General features: G+C 41.2%; 11 protein-coding genes. 6 read left to right on the top strand and 5 right to left on the bottom strand.

Annotated features, from left to right (window positions below; translation table 11 throughout):
* The first annotated feature begins 213 nt into the window (after positions 1-213).
* Positions 214-822: a response regulator transcription factor gene (locus tag CJD36_RS21550; RefSeq protein WP_105041282.1), complete on the top strand. Its 609-nt coding sequence runs from the start codon at positions 214-216 to the stop codon at positions 820-822.
* A gap of 33 nt (positions 823-855) precedes the next feature.
* Positions 856-3,855: a sensor histidine kinase gene (locus tag CJD36_RS21555; RefSeq protein ID WP_105041283.1), complete on the top strand. Its 3,000-nt coding sequence runs from the start codon at positions 856-858 to the stop codon at positions 3,853-3,855.
* 29 nt (positions 3,856-3,884) lie between these two features.
* On the opposite strand, the gene CJD36_RS21560 is transcribed toward CJD36_RS21555, so the two are convergent.
* The 3 genes from CJD36_RS21560 to CJD36_RS21570 form a co-directional block, all read right to left on the bottom strand.
* The gene (locus tag CJD36_RS21560; protein WP_105041284.1) at positions 3,885-5,342 is read right to left on the bottom strand and encodes a tetratricopeptide repeat protein; all 1,458 of its coding nucleotides are present in this window, start codon (positions 5,340-5,342) and stop codon (positions 3,885-3,887) included.
* A gap of 135 nt (positions 5,343-5,477) precedes the next feature.
* Positions 5,478-6,932, bottom strand: coding sequence for a tetratricopeptide repeat protein (locus tag CJD36_RS21565; RefSeq protein ID WP_105041285.1), 1,455 nt, complete (start codon positions 6,930-6,932; stop codon positions 5,478-5,480).
* Positions 6,933-7,059: 127 nt separating this feature from the next.
* Positions 7,060-7,215: a His/Gly/Thr/Pro-type tRNA ligase C-terminal domain-containing protein gene (locus tag CJD36_RS21570; protein ID WP_161499415.1), complete on the bottom strand. Its 156-nt coding sequence runs from the start codon at positions 7,213-7,215 to the stop codon at positions 7,060-7,062.
* A gap of 281 nt (positions 7,216-7,496) precedes the next feature.
* Here CJD36_RS21570 and efp point away from each other — a divergent pair, with 281 nt between their 5' ends.
* The 4 genes from efp (at position 7,497) to accC (ending at position 10,724) form a co-directional block, all read left to right on the top strand.
* Positions 7,497-8,063: an elongation factor P gene (gene efp / locus CJD36_RS21575; RefSeq protein ID WP_105041287.1), complete on the top strand. Its 567-nt coding sequence runs from the start codon at positions 7,497-7,499 to the stop codon at positions 8,061-8,063.
* A gap of 266 nt (positions 8,064-8,329) precedes the next feature.
* Positions 8,330-8,824: an acetyl-CoA carboxylase biotin carboxyl carrier protein gene (gene accB, locus CJD36_RS21580; RefSeq protein ID WP_105041288.1), complete on the top strand. Its 495-nt coding sequence runs from the start codon at positions 8,330-8,332 to the stop codon at positions 8,822-8,824.
* A gap of 87 nt (positions 8,825-8,911) precedes the next feature.
* Positions 8,912-9,280: a four helix bundle protein gene (locus CJD36_RS21585; protein WP_105041289.1), complete on the top strand. Its 369-nt coding sequence runs from the start codon at positions 8,912-8,914 to the stop codon at positions 9,278-9,280.
* 106 nt (positions 9,281-9,386) lie between these two features.
* Positions 9,387-10,724, top strand: a complete 1,338-nt coding sequence (gene accC / locus CJD36_RS21590) for an acetyl-CoA carboxylase biotin carboxylase subunit (RefSeq protein ID WP_105041290.1) — start codon at positions 9,387-9,389, stop codon at positions 10,722-10,724.
* 76 nt (positions 10,725-10,800) lie between these two features.
* Here accC and CJD36_RS21595 read toward each other — a convergent pair whose 3' ends face one another.
* Positions 10,801-12,243: a T9SS type A sorting domain-containing protein gene (locus CJD36_RS21595; protein WP_105041291.1), complete on the bottom strand. Its 1,443-nt coding sequence runs from the start codon at positions 12,241-12,243 to the stop codon at positions 10,801-10,803.
* Between the two features lie 193 nt (positions 12,244-12,436).
* Complete coding sequence (locus tag CJD36_RS21600) at positions 12,437-17,062, bottom strand: T9SS type A sorting domain-containing protein (protein ID WP_105041292.1); 4,626 nt, start codon at positions 17,060-17,062, stop codon at positions 12,437-12,439.
* Between the last annotated feature and the right edge of the window lie 122 nt (positions 17,063-17,184).

Consider the following 17,184-nt stretch of genomic DNA (forward strand, 5'->3'; position numbering starts at 1 on the left):
TATTCCCTTTACAAACATAACTTTATACTATATCCGCTTCGATAGAATAAGTTCTACCATAAAATAGCAGTATTAACTGAAAGGTCATAAATAGACGTAAATAGCCAGCAGCAAGGACTTTGACTAGAACTAATTCTACATGATGCTGATTGACGATCTTAATTATTCTACCTTTAGCTTTCATTATTCTATAACAACTTTATTCATTTTAGTATGACTCCTAAAATATTAATCGTTGATGATCATAGCATGATCCGCAAAGGAGTAAAGCTTTTGCTTCAACTTAACCTTGGCTATAACGATGTTGAAGAAGTAGCAAGTTGCGCGGAGCTGATGAGCGAATTGAAGAGAAAGAAGTACACACATCTGTTATTGGATATTATCCTGCCCGATGGCACCACGCTGGAGATACTACCCAATATCAATAATCTTTACCCTGATCTTAACATCATGATGTTTTCTATGCAGCCGGCTAGTGTTTATAGCGAAGCATTAAAAAAATATGGCATCAGGTACTATCTTTCAAAAACATCACCCGAAGAGAAAACAATAGCTCAATTAAAAGCTTTTTTATCGGATGAAGCGGTAGTTGAAAAAGCTAGCGATAGTAAATATCATAACCCCTTTTCAGATCTTTCTGCAAGAGAACTTGAAGTGCTGCATTACTTACTGAAAGGACAGGGCACTAAGTACATCTCAAACGTACTTAACTTAAGAATGAATACTATATCCACTATTAAAAAGAGGATATTTGATAAAACAAATACTGAAAATACCAAGACACTTACCGAACTTGCCGTACTTTACAATGTAAGTTATTAGTATTAAAACCACCATGTAAGAAAGCAAAATAATATGCGTATAAAAATACTATCGCTTACTTACATTTTAGTTGCCATCAGCAGTATATGCAGTGCACAGCACAGCTATAATTTTGAATATATCACTACTGAAAATGGCCTGCCTTCTGATGGTATAAAAGGATTGGAAATTGACAAAAAATTAGGCTTTTTGTGGATTGCCACAGAAGCAGGATTAGTACGCTACAACGGTCAGCATTTTTCAATTTTCAATAATGAAAATCAGCCAAAAATAATCAGTGATAAAGTCTTTCCATTGTGCAAAAGACCCGATGGAAACATATTTGCACTAACGGGAAAGAGGATACTGTATGTAGCAGGCAATAAGCTGGAGGTATACAAAAACGACTATTTTTACGACCATTATGGCAATGAGCTCATTAATGTATATCTGCACAAAGGGCCCGTATTACATTCGCCATCTGGCGTAAACAATTACGACAAATTCCTACCGATAGACTCGACTCTCTGTCTCATAGAAAAAGAAGATACACTTTGGGAATTCAGAGCGTTAACCAACCAAAAAAAATATGTAGCACCGTTATTCAAACATGTCTATTCATTTGAAATTGGCAATAACGTTTTCTTCTATGACAACAACGACAATTTTTTCATTTACGACACTACAGAGCATAAACTAAAGAGCGTATTACTCACAGACAAGGTAGGTACTGAAAAGAGTTTACCATCAGGTAAAAAACACCTGTACTGGGTACCCGGCATGCCCGGCCCCATTGCGCTGGCAGGGACAAATGCATGGGCGCTTAGCTACAATAACGGAAAGATAGTTGCGGAAATTATCTGCACTGCAATACCGCAGAACTTCTCAATAAAATTTGTGCAATACTGGGAAGAAGAGCATATTTTGTTTCTCGGAACTACTTCTAAAGGAATCATTATAATAAGAGAAAATTACTTACAAAATATAAAGAAGATCCGTACAGAATTTGATGAGCCTAATGCTATATATTCACAGATATTACTATCGAACGGGAACATACTTACTAATACCGGAGATGTAATAGGACCATATACCAGCAGCCCCGGCATAGTACCCATAAAGAGAGCGTACAATAACAACACAATCATCACAACCGATAGTATTCTTTGGTACACTACCAATGACACGCTATACAAATATGACTACAGGCATAATGCCTCTAAAAAAATAACCTACTTATCTGGCGCGGGGTATGTTGCATTTCTTGAAACTAAGGGACAATTATATGTAGCCAATCACAAAGGTATATATCTCATAAAAAACGACAGCCTTTCTTCATTAATTGAATATAAAAATCTTGGTTACCCATTTAATCTATCGGAGTATAAGCCGGGAGTTGTAGCACTGGGAATGGCAACTGGTTTATTCAAATTTGATCTGACAAGTAAAAAGCTAGACACACTGCTCATCACACAATATCCGGTAAGGGCACTATGGAAATACAAGGACTATTTGTTTGTAGGTACTTACGGAGAAGGTATCTACGTGATGAAAAATGACAACATAAAAAAGCTGCCACTCGACAATAATAATTACCTCGACTATGCACACTGCTTTATGCTGGACAGTGGCGGCTATTGCTGGATGAGCACTAATAGAGGACTCTTTAAAGCAAGGCTACAGGATATGATAGATGCCTATGAGAAAGGCACACTATACGTGTACTACCAGTTTTATGGTCGCAATGAAGGAATGGACATTACCGAAATGAACGGCGGTTGTACACCATGTGCTATATGGCTGGCTAATAAAACCATTTCTTTCCCAACAATGGATGGCGCATTATGGGTAACCCCCACTATGCCTACCCGCTTGCCAGATAGTAATATATTTATTGATCAGATAATAGTGAACGGAGGAAGGCTTGATACAAATTTTTTAGATTGTATCTACTTCGACGCTCATACCAACGACATCTCGTTCAACCTTGGTTTTTCAGCCTGGTGCGACAAAGAGAATCTATACCTGCAATACACATTAGATCCTGCTGAAAGTAAGTGGCAGAAAATCAATACAGACCATCCTGTTATTCGCCTGAGCAACCTACCCTATGGCCAATACATTTTGTATATCAGGAAGCTCACAGGTTTTGGTGAAAACAATTTTATCATTAAAAAAATCTGCTTTGAAATTCAACCACCATGGTACATGCGCTGGTGGGGGCAGGCAAGCATCATTTTTGTATTCTTGTTTATTGTTGCCGTTGTTTCTATACTGGCTAACAGAAGTTCTCTAAGAAGACAGATACGACTGAGAAATCTGCTCGATAAAAAGACAACTGAAATACTAAAACAAAATGAGCAGCTTGAAAAAAATGACAGGATAAAGACGAGGCTTATATCCATTATCAGCCACGATATCATTACGCCACTTAAGTTTCTTCATCTCACCAGCAAATATCTTTTTGAACGGAAGGCGTCACTCACCGAAAACCTTCAAACAGAGACATTGGAAGAAGTAGTCAATACATCGAGAGAGTTGGAACTTTTGTCAACAAATATTCTTAACTGGATCAAATACCAGAATGAAGAGCGGCGCATCGTTAAAGAAGAAATTAATCTGCATGACCTGGTGGAGCAAGTATTTGTAGTACTTAAATCTCTGGCCCATAAAAACCATATTGAACTCATTAACAACATACCTAAGGACATTTTGTTGATGCAGTTTGTAGACCCACTCAGAGTAATTATCTATAACCTTGTTGTTAATGCCATCAACTTCACCAAACAAGGAAGTATTACAGTAAGCTGTACAACTTCATTTGACGAGGTGCAGGTTAATGTAAAAGACACGGGTATGGGCATGAGCCGCACACAAGTAAATAATATCAAGTCCGATCTTGTTGTTGTTTCGGCTACCAACGTAAATAAAAGAAGCGGTCATGGGCTGGGCTTCCTGATCATAAAAGACCTGTTAAAGATGATCAATGGAGTATTTGACATTGAGAGCAAAGTGCATGAAGGAACAACAGTGTCCATTACTTTTCCAATGTAGTCTTGCTTTATCAAGACTACATAAATACATTATAGGTTTTCCTTCATCAGTTTGTTCTCCTCATTGATAACATCAGTGATCACACCATCCATTTTTGTGGCCACCATATCTATATTGTGTATGATCTCTTTATTAAAAGGATCTGATGCGTCATCGAAATTGAACAACTTTGATAAACCAAGTATAGTAGCCACATTGCCTCTAAGATCATGAGATTGTATATGAGCAATGTGCTCCAATATCTTACTCTGAGAAGCTATCCTCTTTAGGTGCCCTGCCCTATCGTTTGCTAGTTGTTTATTTGATTTGATTTGCCTTGCCAGCCGGTAGCCAATGTATATCATAACAACCACTAAAATGGCAATACAAATTGCGTACACCTCTGTTCTCAATTTAGCTATCTGAATATCCTTGTCCTTTATCTCTCTCGCGCGTTGCTTCTCTATTGCTGCAATTTTATCTATATTTTCTTCGGAGAATATAGAATCCTTGTAAGCTACATGCTGCTTGTACATTGATAGCGCCCCTTTGTAATTTCCAAGAAGTTCCAGTGCCTCCGATAGATCAAGAGAAGTGATACGGGCATCATTTACTTCGCCAAGGCTTCTGCTGATCGCTAATGCGCTATCAAGAAATTTAACAGCAGTTATCAGGTTTGTCTTCTTGTCTGTGCTTATCAGGCTGTCTGGCTTTATAACATTGCTATCTTTTGCTATTACAAGATAGCACTGCCCAATATTACCGAGTATACTGCCGTAATCATATTGCTCTCTGGTAGATTCGATCATCCTCAGAGACTTGAAATAGTAAGCGATACATTGATTGTAATTGTTTTGCTTAAGATACACACTGCCAATATTCATCAGAACCCTTGATTCTCCCTCTATATCTTCAAGCTCTTCCTTTATTGTCAGTACTCTGGAATAGATATTGATAGCGCTATCCAGTTCTTCCAGCAAATTATAGGTGTTTCCAAGGTTTAACAGTAATGAAGAAATAGATGCTTTATCCTGTACGCCTTCATAGTAAACCAAAGCACTTCTGGAATACATAATTGCTTTGTCATACTGCCTTTGTGATCTGTAGATATTACCTATGCCCCAATTTCCGGCTGCTACCCCTCTTTTGTTGCCTATTAGCTCATTAATCTTAAGAGCTTGCATGTAATTCTCGAGTGATCTGGGATAATCGGAGCGCAATTCATAAGTTACTCCAATGCCCATGTATGCATTGGCTACTCCCTTATCCCAGTGTATATGCTTTGCAAGTGCCAATGAACGAGAACCGTATGCCAACGCTGAATCAGTACATGTTTGATTGTATACTTCAGAAATTTTCTTCAGTAGCTTAACTCCATTGGTATCTGTGGAGTGGACAACAACTAATGATTTTAATGAATCAACCGTAAGGTCACTGTGTTTCTTTTCACCATAAGCAACTATTGAAAGAAAAACAAATAATGCTGATAGTGATACGCATTTATACATTGGATAACATTTGATGCAAATGTCAATTATTAATTATTTAAAACCAATTAAATAGCAATATTTTATTGCATTGTAGATATCTAAATTGTATAATAAAATTAAATAATTTATATTAAATACACCAATAATGAAAACTCATTTACGCCGCTTCTTAATGCTGTTCTCTTTACTGATAACGTTTGTAACAGTTTCATCCAACTTTATAGCAACTGAAGCTATTCCGCTCATCAACTCTTTATTATGCGGGTCTTCAGGGTTGTCCATATTAAAAAGCTGTGATAAACCCAATATTGTAGTAACCGGCCCTCTAACATAGTGAGATTGTATATAAGCGATGTCTCTCAGGGTTTCTCCCTGTTCGTGAATGTGCTCGAGATGCTTCTCTTTTTCATACGCCAGTTCCTTATTAGACTTTACCTGCGACCGAAATTTCAAAACCACCACTACAACTACAACCACTAATATAGCCATCCCCGAAATAAAGATCGTAGACTTAAGATGTTCGATCTTAATATCTTTATCTTTCATTTCCAGGTCGCGTTTGTTGGCAAGCTTAGCTATCTGAAGGCTATTTTCCTGTGAGAAAATGGAGTCTTTTAGCATTGCAGCTCTTTTATGGTTTTCTAATGCCGCTTTATAATCACCAATATATTCCTGCGCATTTGCTAAGTTGGCAAGTCCATCTCTTACACCTTCAACATCATTAACTTGCGTAGCGAATGCTATAGCTTGCCTAGCGTAATGTATGGCCATATTCAATATTGCTGTTCTTTGGCCAGGAATAAGACTATCGGGAGCCGTAGCATGAACAGAATCGTTAGCAATGGCTATATAGCAATCAGCCGTATTGGCCAGGTTTCGGGAATATACAGACTTACCATCTATCGTATCAAGGTAAGATCTTGATCTCGCATAATAAGCCAATGCTTTGCTGTAGTCAGTTTTTTTGGAATAAAGGTTACCTATATTTAAATAATACACACCAATAGTTGTCTTATCTCCCAACTCAAGTACATAAGGCAATCCCTTAAAATAATACTGAAGTGCCTTGTCATTATCTCCCTTGAAAAGGTAATTATTAGCAATATTACCGCATATCGAAGAGGTATTTGGTTTATCATGCAACTCTTCACTTATTTTTAATGCCTTGAAATTATGCTCAAGCGACCGGTCATAATCCATTTGCTCATTAAAGATATTCCCTATCCCCATATTCGCCAGACAAATGCCTTTTTTAAAACCCATCTGCTCATAAACCTTAAGTGCAGTATAAAAAGACAGTAGCGCCGCGGGATAATCTGATTTCGCATCATAGTTAGTTCCCAACGCCATGTTGGAACGAGCAATACCCATTGGATAACTAGCATCTGTCGCCAGCTCTAGAGCATCCAACCCGTATTTTACACCTGCTTCGGCATTTGATGTATGTGAAGCATAAGCAAGCAGTATCAATATCTTTACTTTATCTGTATCATGACTAGCTATGGTCAGTTTATCTGACAACTCCTTAACCTTTGCGGCAACCGATGCCGGCTGAGCAAATGAGAACCTGGGGGAGAGTAAAAAAATGATGAGTACTATTTTCTTCATGGCAATGATTAAGAGCAAGCTGAAAGATAGCTAAAAAGTGTTGATGCGTATACAGCAAACAACCGCCGTCATAAAATAAAAAAAGCAAGAGAATATCTTGCTTTTCTAACCAATATAAATAGTTTTATCATTTCAATAAATCCACACATTCCTGAAGCGATATCATCTTTTGCTCTCTGGTGGCAAAGTTCTTAAAACTTACCAACTGCTTTTCTCTTTCCTCATCACCCGGCAATATTACATAGTCTATTGATCGTTTATTGGCATTCCTCTGCTGTTTCACTATTCTACTAATGCATTGTGCTCAGTGTCGCTACGAAGTATCAATTGGCTGAATCTTTTATATTGGTGCTAACATATAATTACTCCTGCCGAATTTCATTTTACTCTGGCATTGAGCAGATTCTGTTGCACACACCACCCTACTTGCCCCAACCAGAGATCGGGAATTCAGCCAAATGCCAGGACGCGACCATAATGCGGAAACCTATGTTAACAACTACCTGTTTTTTGTTTATCCTTTTATGATTACATTTGCAATCCGTATAAAAAATAACATATTTCATGGCTACAACAGCAGACATGCGTACAGGTTTGATCATCAAACTTGAAAACAACCTTTATTCAGTAGTAGATTTCGGTCAGAACAAAACAGCCCGTGCAGCAGCAAAGGTGTGGGCTAAGCTCAAGGGTGTGGATAACACCCGTACTATAGAGCATACATGGAACTCAGGAGATAACATCTTCCCGGTTCGTGTTGAAAAGCGCAATTACCAATACCTGTATAAGGACGAGAGTGGTTTTAACCTGATGGATAATACATCTTTTGAGCAAATAATTATTGCTGAGAACATGGTAGAAAATCCGCAGTTATATAAGGATGGCCAGGAGTGCTTCGTGATCTTCAATTCTGAGTCAGAAACGCCAATGAGCGTAGAATTACCATCGAGCGTTAACTTGCGTGTTACTTACTCTGAGCCGGGTCTGAAGGGCGATACCGCTACCCGCGCTATGAAGGCCGCAACACTGGAAACAGGCGCAACTATACAGGTGCCATTGTTTGTAAACGAAGGTGACCTGATAAAGGTTGATGCCAAGACTGCAAGCTATGTAGAGCGTGTGAAAGAATAAATAACTAATGTGGAAATGTGAAAGTTTGAAAATGTGAAAACAGGTATTTAACTACAAATGCGAATAGCGATTAGTTAATTCAGTATTATATGCTTTATACCTGCCAATAGATTTGGTATTTAGCATTAATCATAAAGAAGGCAATAAGGTTAATAAGTTGAACTGGAAATTATTTAGTCAGGTAGCGATTTATTAGTATTATTGCCTTTTATTTTTGAGTAATTCAATAAACGATTAAAAATAATTTTCCTAAAAATTCAATATTCATGGAATATAAGCAAATCCAGGAGCTGATAAAAACCATCAATAAATCGAGCATCAGCGAACTGAGCATCGAAGATGGTGATTTCAAGATCACTATTAAGCAGGAATTCTCTGCTGGACAGGTTACTTACGCACAGGCACCAATGATGCAGCAGGCTATGCCAATGCAGCAAATGCAGATGGCTCCACAACAGCAGTCAGCTCCGGCAGCCAATGCGGCACCGGCTGAAAAGCCTGCGGCAGAAGCACCTAGCAATGGTGTAGTTGTTAAGTCTCCAATGATCGGCACGTTCTACAGAAGCCCATCGCCCGATAAGCCGGTATTTGTAAATGTGGGTGATGAAGTAAAAGTAGGTCAGGTAGTTTGCATCATTGAAGCAATGAAACTGTTCAACGAAATAGAAAGCGAAGTAAGTGGCCGTGTTGTAAAGGTACTTGCAGATGATTCTTCACCAGTTGAATACGATCAGCCGTTGTTCCTTGTAGAACCAATGTAATTTTTTAATGGCTGAATTGCTCAATGGCTGAATTTACAGTTGCTTAAATAAATGGTCTGGTTGCTTAATTAGTAATGCTTCAATACTATGAAAAAAGAATTGTTTGATAAGAATCCTATTCTTAAACTTTCATTCGATTTTTCTTTAATGGTTATTGAATACTGCGAGCAATTGGAGGTCAATAAAAAGTACGTTCTGTCAAGACAGTTATTAAGATCCGGCACCTCAATAGGTGCTAATGCAATGGAAGCCCAGAATGCAGAAAGTAAGGCTGACTTTCTGCATAAGATGCGGGTAGCCGCAAAAGAAGCCGAGGAAACGCAATATTGGTTATGGCTATGTAATTACAGTCCTGCGTATCCCAATTGCGATGACTTAATAACTAAACTAGACGAAGTAAATAAAGTATTAGGTTCTATAATTAATAGTGCAAGAAAAAATTTAGTCAATAAATAAAAAATCAAGGTTATTGATTCATTTGGGCTCATTAATTGCCATTACTGCCAACGGCAGCAGAGCATTGAGCCATTGAGCCATTAAGCCATTGAGCCATTTATAACCTATGTTTAAAAAAATACTGATTGCCAATAGAGGTGAGATCGCCTTACGTATAATACGTACTTGTCGTGAGATGGGTATCCGTACTGTAGCTGTTTACTCTACTGCCGATAAAGAAAGCCTTCACGTACGTTTTGCTGATGAAGCAGTATGCATAGGCAAGGCACAGAGCAGCGATTCTTACCTGAACGTACAACATATAATGGCTGCAGCCGAGATCACTAATGCGGATGCAATACATCCTGGCTATGGTTTTCTTGCTGAGAATGCCAATTTCGCAGAGATATGCGCTAAATACAATATTAAATTCATCGGACCGACTCCGGAGATGATCCGCTCAATGGGCGATAAGATCACAGCTAAAGAAACCATGATAAGGGCTAATGTACCTGTAATTCCGGGTTCTGAAGGTCTTTTGCAGAGTGTTGAAGAGGCGAAGGGACTGGCCAAAGATATGGGCTACCCTGTTATCATTAAGGCAACTGCCGGTGGTGGGGGTAAGGGTATGCGTGTAGTATGGGCAGACAGTGAAATTGAGCATGCCTATAATACAGCTAAGATCGAAGCGGCAGCATCGTTTAAAAACGATGGTCTGTATATGGAGAAGTTTGTAGAAGAACCACGCCATATAGAAATACAGGTAGCCGGCGATCAGTTTGGTACTGTTTGTCACCTTAGTGAGCGTGATTGCTCCATACAGCGTCGTCATCAGAAGCTGGTAGAAGAATCTCCATCGCCTTTCATGACACCAGAGCTGCGCCAGAAGATGGGCGAAGCGGCCATTAAGGCTGCTGCTGCAATCAACTACGAAAGCGTAGGTACCATAGAGTTTCTGGTAGATAAGCACCGCAACTTCTACTTCATGGAAATGAATACCCGTATTCAGGTAGAGCATGGCGTTACAGAAGAAGTTATTAGCTACGACCTGATAAAGGAGCAAATAAAGATTGCCGCAGGTGTGCCTATCAGCGGTAAGAATTATGAGCCAAAAGTACATGCTATTGAGTGCCGTATCAATGCAGAAGATCCGTATAACGACTTCCGTCCGTGTCCTGGAAAGATCACTACCCTGCACACGCCGGGTGGCCATGGTGTTCGTATTGACTCTCATATCTATGCCGGTTACACTATTCCACCTTACTACGATTCTATGATCGCCAAGGTAATAGCAGTTGCACAGACACGTGAAGAGGCCATCAATACCATGGAGCGTGCACTAAGTGAATATGTAATAGAAGGTGTAAAGACAACCATACCTTTCCACATGCAGTTGATGCGTGACCCGGCATTCCGCGCAGGTAATTTCACTACCAAGTTTATTGAGAGCTTTAAGTTGTTGTAGTAGTTAGTCTACTCATAAAATAGATAGTCCTGAATTTCGTGAGAGATTCAGGACTATGTATTTTTGGTGATATTGTTTACCAGATTACTACTCTATCTCTGAATATCTGATTACCGCCGGTGATCTTTATAACGTAGTTGCCTGAGGGTTGATCGGTGAGGTCAATGGTGATTTGTGAAGCGTTACTGATGCTTTTGGTCAGGATGAGCTTGCCTGTAATATCATAGATAGCCACCTCTGCATCTTCATTTTCATGTGGCCATTGCAGGGTAAATATTCCGGATGTTGGGTTGGGGAGGATAGCTATATGTGCATTTTCTGCCGGGACTATAGAGACATCTGTGGTATTGGGCTTGTAGTGAAAGTAGGTAGTGGAAATAAGTGAGTCAGTGGTTATATAAGCCGGATTATACTCATAGGCGTCTCGCTTAAAAGGCATTCCGTAACTGTCGAATTCAAATGTATATTTCCAAATGGTTGTATCAGGATGAGATCCGCCAAAGTAATAATCGGTATATGTAACTGAGTCTGGTAATAGTGTAACCGGAGAAACACTTTTGGTTTCGATATACCTGCCAGCAACAAAAGTATCGTAATTGACAATATACGTCTGAGAATATGTATAATAGTCTATCCCACTTGTCCATCCGAAAGAATCTACCCAATAATAGCTTCCGTATGTCATATCATTCATAGTCACTTTTTTAAGTTGTTGGCTATTGTAATAAGCAATTGTGTACCTACTGGTTTCGTACCATACAGGATAGCCAAGGGTGTAACACCTGATTTGTGAAATATTGTTGGCACTGTTGTATGCATATTCATTTTTTGTTACAACAAAAGAGTATCCAAAACTGAATGACAGTGTACTGTCCCGCACAAGATCTCCCGCACCATTATAGAAATAATACCTCATAACCGTATCATTTTGGTAAGAGCCATTTTTTACATATGTAGATAATATGATCCTGCCCGCCGCGTCATATTGATTAAATGCTTTACCCCATTCTCCCGGTATATAGGCAACTGAGGTATCTGAAAAAAACACTACATCGTTATTTGCATTGTATTCTATATGGGTCGTATCGCTAATAGATGAATAATTATCCCATGTTTTTGCAGACGAATATTGCAGACTGGGCTTATTGCTAAAATTCTTTGAAACAACCTGAATATACCCCAAATCAAAACCCGATGGCCCATATCCATATTGATAGGTATAAGGTAAAAACCTCATTGAATTGAAGTCGAATGCGGAGGTTCTGCCGCCCGTGTATTTATAGGCCGTTGTATCCCAACGATGCCACGCGCCATATGTAGGATCATAACCATAGTTGGTTGTTGACACAAGCCGTTCGCTAGTGTATGTTGATTTTTCAGCCGTCTTCTTACTGCTGACCGAAAGCAACGTAGTGATCAGTCTGCTATGTTGATTTTCGTGTGCTGTCCGCTTAAATTGAGCGTGTGAAGCCAGTGTAAAGAAGAGAAAAATAGTGAGCAACAGGTTGATTTTTTTCATAATTGAGCTTTATAGACAAACAAAAACGAGCTAAAACGCTATGATACAAATAGGTATGTATCAGCGCCCTGTTAATAAAGACGTAAGCGGAGATTGATTTCTTGGGTTTTGTGGCAAAAGATTTTGGGTAAAAGCAAGAAAGCCACCCCGTTGGAGCGGAATGGCTTTCTCTTAAGAAGAATTTCTATTTGACTTACCAGATCACGATCTTATCGCGGAAGGTATGGTCGCCGGAGGTTATTTTTATCATGTAACTACCTGCTGCCAGAGAAGAAAGGTCGAATGAAGTGTTGCTGCTACCAGCATCGATCATTCTTGTTTCTATCACCTTGCCGAAAACATCTGTAATAGTTACAACAGCGTTTGCCTTCATCTCAGGCATTTCAAGTGTGAATATGCCGTCTGTAGGATTAGGGAATATTCTGATACCCTGCAGGCCATGTACGTTGTTCACACCTACTGTAGCGCACTGGGCAGCTGTGAGTACGTTTATGGTCATGCTGGCTGATGAAGTACCGCAGATATTGGTGAGTGAATATGTTAGCGTATCTAAACCGGCAGATACGGGAATCAATGTACCAGTTACCGGATCTATGACCGCGTTACCATTAGACAGCATAAATGTGCCACCCGGAACAGACACAGCATACTGGAACGTATCGCCGATACAAGCAATGTTACTACCCACGATACCACCCGCTATGTTGGTCGGGTATACAGTATCAATGTGTGAAGCAATTGTAGTATCGCAGATATTAGCTATAACATAGTAAACAGTGTCTACGCCATAGCTAAGGCCAGTGAGTAAACCTGTTGTAGAAACAGATGCCGCACCATTACTTACCGTCCAGAAACCACCTGTGAGTGATGACGTCAATGGCGTGGTAGCACCCTGACAAACGGTAGTAGCACCAGAAATTACAGCCAGACCCGGAACGGCATTAGATATCATAGTATGTAATGCGGTAACAGAACCACAGCCATTTGATACTGTGTATACAACGATGAAAGTACCCGGTGTTACACCCGTAAAATTTCCTGATGCATCAACAGTTGCTGTACCAGGCGCGGTGCTACTCCAAACACCTCCAGATACTGAAGCAGCAAGTGAAACAGATGACCCTACGCACACATTAACCGGCCCTGAAACAAAGCCAGCTACAGGCAATGGATTAACCAATACACCGTAAGTGGCCACTGCAGTACCACAGGCGGTAGTAACCGTATAAGAAATGGTAGTTGTGCCACCACTTACACCCGATACTACCCCAAGTGCATTAATAGTAGCAACCGATGGCGCCGAAGAACTCCAAACACCGCCGCCTGCCAGATCAACCAGAGATATGGCAGCACCGACACAAACACTGGTAGGTCCTGTGATAGTTCCTGCTGACGCTGATGTGCCCGAAGAAACGGTATAAATGGAAACCCCGGTGCCGCAAGTACCTGCAACAGAATAGGAAATAGTAACACTACCCGTACCAACACCGGTAGCCACACCAGACGGACTAATAGTAACAATTGCTGAGTTACTGCTGCTCCATGTACCACCAGTAGCGGTGCTGGATAGTGTAGATGAAGTACCTACACAAACAAATGCAGAACCGGAAATAGTACCTGCTGAAGGTGGGCCGTTGACTACAACTGTGTGTATAGCTGATGCTGTGCCGCAACCATTGGTAACAGTGTAAGATAGGATAGCAGTTCCAGCCGTAACCCCTGATACTACCCCAGATGCATTGACGGTGGCTATAGACGTTGCACCACTTGACCAAGTGCCGCCGGTAGTAAGGTCTGATAATGTAACAGTTGAACCCACACATACGCTGCCCGCACCTGTGATAGAACCAGCAACCGGTAGTGGATTTACCAAAACTCCGTATGTAGCCGTAGCTGATCCGCAAGTATTGGTAACTGTGTAAGTAATATTGGCAGTACCAGATGAAATACCAGTAACTACTCCTGAGCCATTGATAGTGGCAACTGAAGCAGGACTGATAGTCCATGTACCACCTGTAACCGTAGACGTGAGAGAAACAGAAGACGCCGCACATACAGCAGTAGGCCCTGATATTGTACCTGCGTTTGGTGCAGCGGTTACAGTAACAGAATGGGTTGCAACTGCAGTGCCGCAGCTATTAGTAACAGAATAAGAAATCACAGCGACACCTGTAGTAGTACCTAAGCCAGTAACCACACCTGAGCTATTTACGGTAGCTAATGATGGAGTGCCGCTTGACCATGTGCCACCTGTTACTGCATCAGTTAAAGTAATTGACGCGGGTGTACAAACACCGGAAGCACCGGAAATAGTACCTGCATTTGGTGCGGGGTTTATCAACACACTGTAGTGAGTTGTATCAGTAGAGCAACTATTGGTAACTATATAAGTTACGTTAGCCGTGCCTGCGCTAACGCCGGTCAAAATACCTGTAGGGCTAATTGTAGCAACAGAAGTGGGATTGGTGAGCCATGTACCACCCGCAGTTCCTGAAGTACTGAGTGTAGTAGTTGTACCTGCGCAAATAGCGGTAAGACCAGAGATGGAACCAGCTGAAACGACGGTTTGCACAACAACCGTATGAATAGCAAAAGCAGTACCACAACTATTCGTAACACCGTAAGAAATGATAGCTGTACCACCTGCAACACCTGTAACTACACCTGCACTATTTACGGTGGCTATTGACGGTGTACCACTGCTCCATACGCCCCCTGTAGTCACATCCGTTAGTGTCAATATAGACCCAACGCAAACAAGCCCGCCGCCGGTAATAGTGCCTGCATTGGGTGCCGGATTAACGGTAAGTGGAACAACGAGACTATCTGAACTACAGGCATTATTATAGGCAAGGCTGATAAAAGTGCTGCCAGAAGCAAGTGCGGTACCTGAACCCGTGCTCAGACCAACTGTAGCTACCGTGGTACTAATTGAGTGCCACCTTACAAGTGTGCCACTTCCCAAAGAAGCAGTATAAAAGTAGGTAATGGCGTCTCCCGGACATGCTGTAGAAGGGCCGGATATAATACCAGGTAAGACAGGATCCTCAATAGTAAGCGGTCTTGTAGTGAAATGAGATCCACAAGCATTAGTTGCAGTATATGTTACAGTGGTAGAACCAGCGGATACGCCTGTGATAGTAGCAGAATCGCTAGCCGCAGATGTTACTGTAGCAACAGCAGGATTGGCGATAGTCCATACACCACCAGATACCGGATCATGCAGAACAACAGCAGTGCCCGTGCAAAAAGTTACTATACCCGAAATGAAATCGGTATTAGGAATGGCACCACCGGTAACGGTATAAGTTGCCGTATCAAACCCACATGAATTAGTAACATTATAGGTAATAGTTGTTGTACCTGACCCTACACCTGTAACTGCCCCGGTTGAGGAATTGACAGTGGCGACAGCAGGGGTACTGCTAATCCATGTTCCACCTGCAAAACCAGAAGATGTTAATGTAATAGTATTACCCGCACAAACAGAACCAGATCCGGAAATTGAGCCTGCATTTGGAAGAGCTGTGACAGCAACAGTCTGTAATGCGTTGGTAGCACCACATGTATTACTTACAGTGTAAGAGATAATTGCACTTCCCGCAGAGAGGCCGGTAACCATACCAGAAGTAGTTACAGTAGCAATTAACGGCGAACCACTTGACCACACACCCGATGCGGTGACATCTGAAAGAGTGAATGAACTACCAACACATACTGATGACCCTCCGGTAATTGCAGCTACCACAGGGGTAGTAATGACTGGCACTGATGCCGATGTAGTTGATGAACCACATGTAGCAGTGGCGGTGTAAACTATATTAGCTGTGCCGGTAGCGATGCCGGTTACAGCACCCGTTGAAGCATTAACTATTGCAATGAGAGGTGTTGTTGTGCTCCACGAGCCGGTACCTGTAGCGGTAGCGTTGCTCAATGTTATTGTAGAACCGATACATACAGAGGATATTCCGGTTATGGTTCCTGCTGATGCCGGGCCAGATACAGTGACTGTAGCAGTAGCTGTGCCTGCGGTACCTGCATTGTAAGATATGACGGTTGTACCCGGAGATACACCATGAACTACACCACCAGTTGTTACTGTGGCCACCGATGGAGTGCCACTGCTCCATGTGCCACCTGTTGTTGCGTCGGCAAGCGTAGTATTGGCTCCTACACAAACGGTAAGTGTACCTGTTATTGGCGCAACCGGAGCTGTTAACTCAGTAATAGTTACGTTTGTATTTCTCCATTTATCGCCACCCGTTCCGCCTGTTCCATCCACTGCATTAATGACGCCATATAATTTCACCGAACCCGTACCTGCTGTAGGTGCAGTCCACGGTATAGAAGAAATTACATAAGTTGTTCCTGAGCCACCTGTACCCGTTGTTGAGGTAATAGCAGTTGTATGCTCCACTACATTGATAGATCCTACGGCGCTATTCTGGCAGAACGCTGGCAAGCCTGTCGACGCCAATGTACCGGCATTTGTTGCAGTACCAGTTCCTGCACCAGCAAGTTTTACAGCTGCTACCTGAAAACCAAATTTGGGTAAAGATGTTGACGATGTATTTGTACCCGTAATCTTAATGGTATAGTTACCTCCGGCCACATAATGCGTAACAGCAGTTCCACCAGCTGTATCCAACTCAATAGTAACTGTGGTACTAGCCGCAGATGTGTGGCAACTGCAACCTCCGGCACTTGTTGCGCCGGAGCCATCTACACCACCAATAGCAGCTGCACCTCCGCTATAACTGCTACCAATAACGTAAATAACTGCTAAACAGAGGGGTAATAAGATAAATTTCTTCTTCATGAGATTCAATTAAGATGTGGGTATCAGCAAAAAAAAGTGAAATTATTATAATAATTATTAATTACAAAAAATATGTTCGTTTATAGAACCATAACGATCGTTACTACAGACTTACGATATGT

The organism is Flavipsychrobacter stenotrophus, assembly GCF_002954265.1.
Lineage (GTDB): Bacteria > Bacteroidota > Bacteroidia > Chitinophagales > Chitinophagaceae > Flavipsychrobacter > Flavipsychrobacter stenotrophus.